The 6,873-nt window shown below is 73.8% G+C and carries 9 protein-coding genes and 2 pseudogenes; 8 read left to right on the plus strand and 3 right to left on the minus strand.

Translation table 11 applies throughout. The annotated features are described in order from the left end of the window. Positions 1–4 precede the first annotated feature (4 nt). From B0E53_RS10325 to B0E53_RS10340, 4 genes are all read left to right on the plus strand, one after another. Complete coding sequence (locus B0E53_RS10325) at positions 5–685, plus strand: hypothetical protein (RefSeq protein WP_107075835.1); 681 nt, start codon at positions 5–7, stop codon at positions 683–685. A gap of 200 nt (positions 686–885) precedes the next feature. After that, entirely contained in the window at positions 886–1,596 is a 711-nt protein-coding gene (locus tag B0E53_RS10330) for a hypothetical protein (protein WP_107075836.1), read from the plus strand. A 13-nt stretch (positions 1,597–1,609) separates the two neighbouring features. After that, positions 1,610–1,870 carry a hypothetical protein gene (locus B0E53_RS10335; RefSeq protein WP_107075837.1) on the plus strand — a complete coding sequence of 87 codons (261 nt, stop codon included), beginning with the start codon at positions 1,610–1,612 and terminating at the stop codon, positions 1,868–1,870. Beyond that, the gene (locus B0E53_RS10340) at positions 1,867–2,271 is read left to right on the plus strand and encodes a hypothetical protein (protein ID WP_246835330.1); all 405 of its coding nucleotides are present in this window, start codon (positions 1,867–1,869) and stop codon (positions 2,269–2,271) included. Before B0E53_RS10335 ends, B0E53_RS10340 begins: the two co-directional genes overlap by 4 nt. Before the next feature lie 4 nt (positions 2,272–2,275). Here B0E53_RS10340 and B0E53_RS10345 read toward each other — a convergent pair whose 3' ends face one another. Further along, positions 2,276–2,596 carry a GYD domain-containing protein gene (locus tag B0E53_RS10345; protein ID WP_107075838.1) on the minus strand — a complete coding sequence of 107 codons (321 nt, stop codon included), beginning with the start codon at positions 2,594–2,596 and terminating at the stop codon, positions 2,276–2,278. Between the two features lies 1 nt (position 2,597). Further along, positions 2,598–2,819: a hypothetical protein gene (locus B0E53_RS10350; protein WP_107075839.1), complete on the minus strand. Its 222-nt coding sequence runs from the start codon at positions 2,817–2,819 to the stop codon at positions 2,598–2,600. A 276-nt stretch (positions 2,820–3,095) separates the two neighbouring features. Here B0E53_RS10350 and B0E53_RS10355 point away from each other — a divergent pair, with 276 nt between their 5' ends. Next, positions 3,096–3,680 carry a zinc ribbon domain-containing protein gene (locus tag B0E53_RS10355; protein ID WP_210406016.1) on the plus strand — a complete coding sequence of 195 codons (585 nt, stop codon included), beginning with the start codon at positions 3,096–3,098 and terminating at the stop codon, positions 3,678–3,680. A gap of 130 nt (positions 3,681–3,810) precedes the next feature. Further along, positions 3,811–4,023: pseudogene (locus B0E53_RS10360) on the plus strand (BREX system ATP-binding domain-containing protein); the annotation flags it as partial. 716 nt (positions 4,024–4,739) lie between these two features. Here B0E53_RS10360 and B0E53_RS39240 read toward each other — a convergent pair. Continuing rightward, positions 4,740–5,063 (minus strand): annotated as a pseudogene (locus B0E53_RS39240) (GYD domain-containing protein); the annotation flags it as partial. 278 nt (positions 5,064–5,341) lie between these two features. On the opposite strand from B0E53_RS39240, the gene B0E53_RS10370 reads away from it, so the two are divergent. After that, positions 5,342–5,542, plus strand: coding sequence for a hypothetical protein (locus B0E53_RS10370; protein ID WP_107075841.1), 201 nt, complete (start codon positions 5,342–5,344; stop codon positions 5,540–5,542). A 137-nt stretch (positions 5,543–5,679) separates the two neighbouring features. After that, positions 5,680–6,873, plus strand: a 1,194-nt coding sequence (locus B0E53_RS10375) for an AAA family ATPase (protein WP_146167642.1), incomplete at its 3' end; no start/stop codon positions are given.

Below are 6,873 nucleotides of genomic sequence, written 5' to 3' on the forward strand. Positions count from 1 at the left end.
GGCCATGGCGTGGGACGAGGTGGTAGATCACGGAGGTGGAGCCACCCATCCCGAGTACGTCACGGCGGACGCTCGCGTCGACAACCGCACCAACCTGCTCATCGCGGAGTACACCGCGATCCGGGCCGTGGAGGCGCAGAAGTCGTCGGCGTCGCACGCTCTCGTCGGCGCGTACCTGACCGTGGTCGCCGTGATTCTCGGGTTCGTCGTCGCGAATCGGGCCGATCCGCGCCTGCTGATCACCGTTCCCATCCTGTCCGCCGTCTGTGGAATCACCATCCTGCGGCGCCGCCGGGACCGGGAGGTGGCGCACCGGTACGTCCGCGAGATCCTCAGGCCGATCGCCGTGCAGTGCTCCGGCGACGACCGGATCTTCCTGTGGGAGGAGTTCTACGCCCGCCACAAGGACGCGCGGTCCGTGCGGTACGAATTCGGGCTGCAACTGGTCTTTCCGCTCTCCGCCGCCGTCGCCCTGACCGCCACCCTGCCGCGGCTGACCTCGTTCGGCGACTGGCTGGCCTGGCTGGCGGGACTGGGTTTCCTCCTCATGCTGCTTCTCACCTACGGTCACCAGAACAGAGAGCATCTGGGCCGGACCGTGGGCGCCGTTCGCGACATCTGCCGGCACGTGGTGCGGTGGCGGCGAGGGCGCAAACCGGGCAGCGGCCTCGCCTCGGATCAGTGATCGGTCGACCAGCCCACGCGGCGCGGGGCTGACGACCCGCGCTGACGCCGTCCGTGAATGGCTGCCGGCCGGCACAGGAATGGTGATTCACGCCGCCGGGGATTCCCCACTTTCCTGTCGGCCTCCCGTCACGCGGAGTGTTCATCTGATCCGTGTCGGTCGATAGCGTCGGTGCACTGGCCGTCGACGAAAGGCCGACGATGAACGACAACCCGTACCCGTTCTCGCGCCGGCGACTGCTCGCCGGCGCGGCGGCGGCCTCGGCGGTCACCGTGACCGGCGTGGCCGCCGCCCCGACCGCCGCCGCGGCGGCGACCCCCGCCCGCGCCACCACGCCGCTGCTCACCCGGGACCGGATCGCCACCGCGGCGCTGCGTGCTCCCGACGGCACCGCGGCGGCGGTTCCCTTCCAGGCCGACTTCCACGCCCGGCTGACCGCCTGGCTGGCCTTCTGGTCGGCGAACTCACCCCGCGCCTGGAGCGCCCCCGTCCAGGTGGTCGGCCGGGTCGCGCCGGCCGGCGACGCCCTCACCCTGCACGCGATCCGCTACCGGCGCGACGACGAGCTGCACGCCGGCTTCGCGGCGGGGCGGCGGGACGCCAGCCACGCGGCGACCCTGGCCAGCCTGCACCACCACTTCCCGAACGTGCGCGTCCTGCCGGACGGCACGGTCCGGGTCGACGACGGACCCGCCGCGTTCACCGGCGCGCCCGCACAGGTCGCCTTCGCCGTCGCCGCCTGCCGACAACTGTGGAGCGACGCCGACGCCACCGCCGCCCGCTGGGCGGAGCACGCCGGCCGGGCGCTCGCCCGGGCTGGGCAGCCGGCCGACGCCGCCTCGCACGCCGGCTGGGCGGCCTTCACCCGGATCAGCCTGCGCCGCGGGCTGGGCACCGAATCGTACGAGTGACCGGAGGTAACACATGTCCCGCAACGAGTTCCGGTTCGTGGTCGACGGCGTCGACCTGACCCCCGAGCAGCAGACCCTCATCGCCGGCGAGATCCAGAAGGCCGGCCTGGCCGCCCTCGGCACCGCCAACGCCAAGCTGAGCAACCCGCTCACCCTCGGCCACGGCAACCTCAAGCTGCGCCCCGAGTGGTACGGCCTCTGGGTGCTCGACGGCCCGTTCGCCCAGGACCTCGGCCAGAAGATCAACGACATCGGCTTCTGGATGCAGCGGTGACCGACGTCGTCGGACGGACCGACCCGCCGGAGCGGATGTGTCCGAGCACGCCGGCGGCGAACGCCACCGTGTTCCTCGGCATGATCACTCCGGCGGGGCGGGTCGCCTACGTCACGCCCGCGGTGCCGGCCGAGGTGGCGCTCGCCGCGGCGGACCACTCCGACGCCCCGGTCGAGTCACGCTTCCGGCTGGCCGGCCCCTGCGTCACGTCGTCCTGCGGATTCTGGACCGGCGAACACTGCGGGCTGGGCGCCCGGATGGCCGCCTCCTACGCGGAGACGGCCGAGCCGGGCGAGGATCAGCTGCCGAAGTGCGCGATCCGGCGTACCTGCCGATGGTTCGCCGAGCAGGGGCCGGCCGCCTGCCCGGCCTGCTCGCACGTGGTCACCGACGCGCGCTGACGGCTCAGTCGCCCGGAGGCGTGTAGTCGGTCGGCGTCCGGGTCGCCTCGTCGACCTCGGCCGGGGTCAGCAGCGGGGTGACCCGGGTCCGCAGCCCGCGAGCCGCGCCGATGCGGATCGCCAGCGCGGCGGCGGTGCGGTGGTCGGGCAGGTCGCACAGCACGTAGGTGTCGTCGTCGGCGAAGGCGAAGTGCATCGACAGCAACTGCCCGCCGGCGTCCTCGACCAGCTTCCGGACCACCTCGGCGCGCTTGGTGCCGCCGTCGCGCGTCAGCCCGTCGATCCCCTCCACGGTGTAGACGGATCGCAGCAGGAACGCGGGCATCTCAACTGTTGCCCTGCCGCTGCACGCGCTGCGCGCCCTCGACCTTGGCCCGGCCCTGATCCCGCTCGCTGCCCCCCGCGCCGGTGGCAGTGTGCAACTGGTGCCGCTTGCCCGTACGTTCCATCCCCGAGCCCTGGCGGCCCGCGGCGCCGCTGCCCGGGTTCCGCCCCGCCCGCGCCGACTCGCCGCCCGGATCGTGCTTGTTCTGCTTGTGGCTACCCATGGGCCGCGGTTACCCGCTGCCCCCACCGCTCATGCCGTGACCAGGAACGTTCGCCGGGTCGGTGGCTGGAGAGTTTTGTCGTACTGGTGGTGTTGGGTGTGGTTGTGCCTCGTCGTCGGGATCCTGCCGCGCCTCGGGTGGTGCATCGCACCGCGCGTGTGGCGTTGCGAGTGACGCCCGGGCAGCGGCGGCGGTGTTTCGGCCTGCTGCGTTCGGCCGGTGACGTGTGGGCGTGGGCGTCGGGAGCGGCTGGTGCAGGGCCGGCACCGGCGTCGGGTGCGTCAGGCCCAGCACGAGGCCGCCCGCCAGGTGGTGTCCTGGGCGGTACGCCAGCGGGTGGGTGTGCTGCGCGTCGGTGACCCGCGCGGCGTGCTCGACCTGGACGCGGGGCGGCGGCACAACCTGCGGCTGCGGCAGTGGCAGATCGGCCGGTGCCTGCAGGTCCTCACCGACAAAGCTGTCCTGGCCGGCATCACCGTCCACCTCGTCAACGAACGCGGCACCTCCTCGACCTGCCCGGCCTGCCGGCGGCGGGTACCGAAACCCCGCGGCCGAACCCTGACCTGCCCACACTGCCACTTCACCGGGCACCGCGACCTCGTCGCGGCCGCCACCATCGCCACCCGCACCCCGGGCGGCGGAACCACCATCCCCACACCGGTTCGGGTGCCCGGGGTGGTCACGCACCGTCGAGCCGGACGGCACCTTCCCGGTGCCGGTCGGTCCCGGCGTGACCCCCGCCGCCCCCGAGCGGCGCGAGGATCAGTTGGCCCGCGGAGGCCCGCCCCACCACCCGGTGGGGAGTCGCTCGCCCCAAAAGCGAGGATCCACAACACCCACCGGACACCCGGTGAACGTTAGTGGACACCGCACTAGTCATGCCCCCGATCGGCAGTCGCTGACGTCAGTGCGTGTCATGGCTGTGGTGCGAGGGCAACGTCCCGGTCCGGTACCCCGCGTTGTCGGACCGGTCGACTACCGTCGGGAAGTCATGGAGCCGCGGTTCGGCGAGGCGATCATCGGGCGGGAGCACCCCGCGGCCCTGCTGCGCGCCGAAGTGGACCGGGTGACCGCGAGCCACGGCGGTCTGGTCCTGGTCGCCGGCGAGCCGGGCATCGGGAAGACCACGCTGGTGAGCGCTGCTGCCGACGAGGCCCGGCGGCGCGGGGCGCTGGTGCTCGGCGCGGCCTGCTGGGACGCGGATCAGGAGGTTCCCGCCGCGAGTTCCCGCAGCCGGCGGTTCCACCATCCGGGGCGTGCCAGCGCCTGCCGGCGCAGCCGCTGGTGCTCCCAGTGCTAGAACGCGACGAGTGCCGGCGCGAGGCCGAGCATGGCCAGCGGCAGGTACCGGCGTGCGGTGCGGTTCTCCCGGGCGATGGCGAGCAGGCCGGCGGCTCCCGAGAGGTAGAGGATCGGGTTGTAGTAGCGCATCAACTCCGGCCCCAGACCCTCACAATCCTCCAGCCAGGGCAGGCCCGTCCTGGTGCGACGAGTCGGCCAGCCGAGCAGATGAGCCGACACCGCGGCGATCCCGAAGCCGTTCGCCGCCGCCAGCAGCGGGTCGGCGGACTCGTCGTCGGTGCTGGCGGCCAGGACGCCGGCCGTCACCAGGGTCCAGAAACCCGCGGCGGCGTACGGGCCGATCAGCGACGCGAGTGGCATGCCGACGCCGGCGCCCAGCTCGAACGCCACGTGGCCCGCGAGGCTGACCACGGTCAGCCGGGTCAGCGGTCGGCGCCCTGCGGGCTGCCCGCCGGCCGCTGGTCTCGTCAGCCACGATGCGGTCATAACGTGCCCGACTTTACGTGACCTGCGGCATCCCTCCCCAAACATCTCGCGAAGCGGAGGTGACCTACCGGGCCAGCAGCTGATACGCGGAGGCACCGGCTGGCCGGACCGGGTGGGGTGTAGCCGGTCGGCTGCCTCGTCGACCTCCGCCGCGCTGAGCAGCGGGGTGATCTGCACCCGCAGGCCGCGGGCCGCCCCGACCGCGATCGCCAGCGCGGCCGCGGCCCCGTGGTCGGGCAGCTCGCACAGGGCGTACGTGTCCGCCTCAGCGAACGCGAAGTGCAGCGACGTCAGCTGACCGCGGGCGTTTTCCACCAGGGACCGTGTGACCTCGACGCGTCTGGCGCCGCCGTCCTGGATCAGCCCCTTGAGTCCCTCTGGGGTGTAGGTCGACTTCAGCAGGAAGTGGGCATGCCAGCTGTTCCCCTGCCGTTGGTCCCGCTGCGCCCCTTCCACCTTGGCGCGGTCCTGATCCGGTTCAATGCCCGCGGCGCGGGTGGCGGTGTGCAGTTGGTGCCGCTTGCCCGGGCGCTCCATTCCCGCGCCCCGGCGGCCTGGCGCGCCGCTGCCGGGGCTGCGCCCGGCCCGCGCCGACTCGCCGCCCGGATCGTGCGTGTTCTGCTTGTGGCTACCCATAGGCCGCGCTTACCGGCTGCCTCCACCGCTAGTCCTGGCCCTTGACCTGGCCCGCCACACTGAGGGAGCAGGCAAACTCGCCCCCCGGGGAGGCCGACATGCGCTGGCTCATCATCCTCATCGTCGTACTGCTGGTCCTGGTGGCCCTGGCGTTCTGGCGCCGCCGGCGAGCCGCAGCCGATGAGGACCGCCAAATCCGTGACCTGGCGGCGTCGGGCGAGGCCCGGCGCCGGCTGGACGATCACCGGAACCCGACGGACGGCAGCAACCTCCGCAGCAGCGGGGGCGGTGTTCTCTGACCTCAGTCCGTGGGCGTGTGCAGCAGCAGCGGGCGGTGCCGGTCTGTTCGCAGGGGGCCAGCCGGAACGCGGCCGTACGCCGTCGTCGGGCGCGGGTTTCCCGCGTTGTCGGACTGGTCGACTACCGTCGGGAAGTCATGGAGCCGCGGTTCGGCGAGGCGATCATCGGGCGGGAGCACCCCGCGGCCCTGCTGCGCGCCGAAGTGGACCGGGTGACCGCGAGCCACGGCGGTCTGGTCCTGGTCGCCGGCGAGCCGGGCATCGGGAAGACCACGCTGGTGAGCGCTGCTGCCGACGAGGCCCGGCGGCGCGGGGCGCTGGTGCTCGGCGCGGCCTGCTGGGACTCCGACAGCGCCCCCGGCTACTGGCCCTGGGTGCAGGTGCTGCGCCGCCTGGGCCGCCGGCCGGACGACTGGGCCCGCGCGCAGGAGGCCGCCGGGCCGGGCCTCGCGGCGCTGCTCGGCGAGGGCACCGGCGCCGACCCGGCGGGGGAGGAGCCCCCGGACGACGGCGGTCAGGCGGAGTTCGCCCTGCACGACGCCGTGACCACGGCGCTGGTGGCCGTCGCCCAGCACCGGCCGGTCGTGGTCGTCCTCGACGACCTGCACTGGGCCGACCCGGCCTCGATGCGGCTGCTCCAGTTCGCCACCCAGCACACCTGGTTCGAACGGCTCCTGCTGGTCGGCACCTACCGCGACGCCGAGGTCGAGTCCGGCGACCACCGGCTCCGACCGCTGCTGCTGCCGCTGACCGCGAAGGCCACCACCATCACCCTCACCGGGCTGGCCCGCGACGAGGTGGCCGCGTTGATCCGCCGCACCGCCGGGCGCGAACCCGGCGCCGACCTCGTCGACGAGGTGCACCGGCGCACCGGCGGCAACCCGTTCTTCGTCGAGCAGACCGCCCGGCTGTGGCACACCGACGGGCTGGCCACCACCATCGCACCCGGCGTACGGGAGGCGGTGCGCCGCCGGCTCGACCAGTTGCCCGCCCCGGTGGTCGAGGCGCTCTCCGTGGCCGCCGTGCTCGGCCGCGACTTCCACCGCCAGGTCCTCGCGGCCTGCCTGCCCGGGCCGGCCGCGCAGGTGGATCGGCTGCTCGACCGCGCGGCCACCGCCCGGCTCGTGCTGCCCCGGGGCGACGGGCGGTTCGCCTTCGCCCACGACCTGGTCCGGGAGACCCTCTACGACGGGCTGACCGATGCCGAGCGGCGCGCCCGGCACGCCGCCGTGGTCCGCGCCGTCGACCGGTCGGCGGCGCTCACCGAGCGGCTCATCCCGGCCGACCTGGCCCGCCACGCCTGGCTCGCCGGCGCCGACCTCGACCCGGCG

Source organism: Micromonospora sp. MH33 (genome assembly GCF_003013775.1).
GTDB lineage: Bacteria > Actinomycetota > Actinomycetes > Mycobacteriales > Micromonosporaceae > Micromonospora > Micromonospora fulviviridis.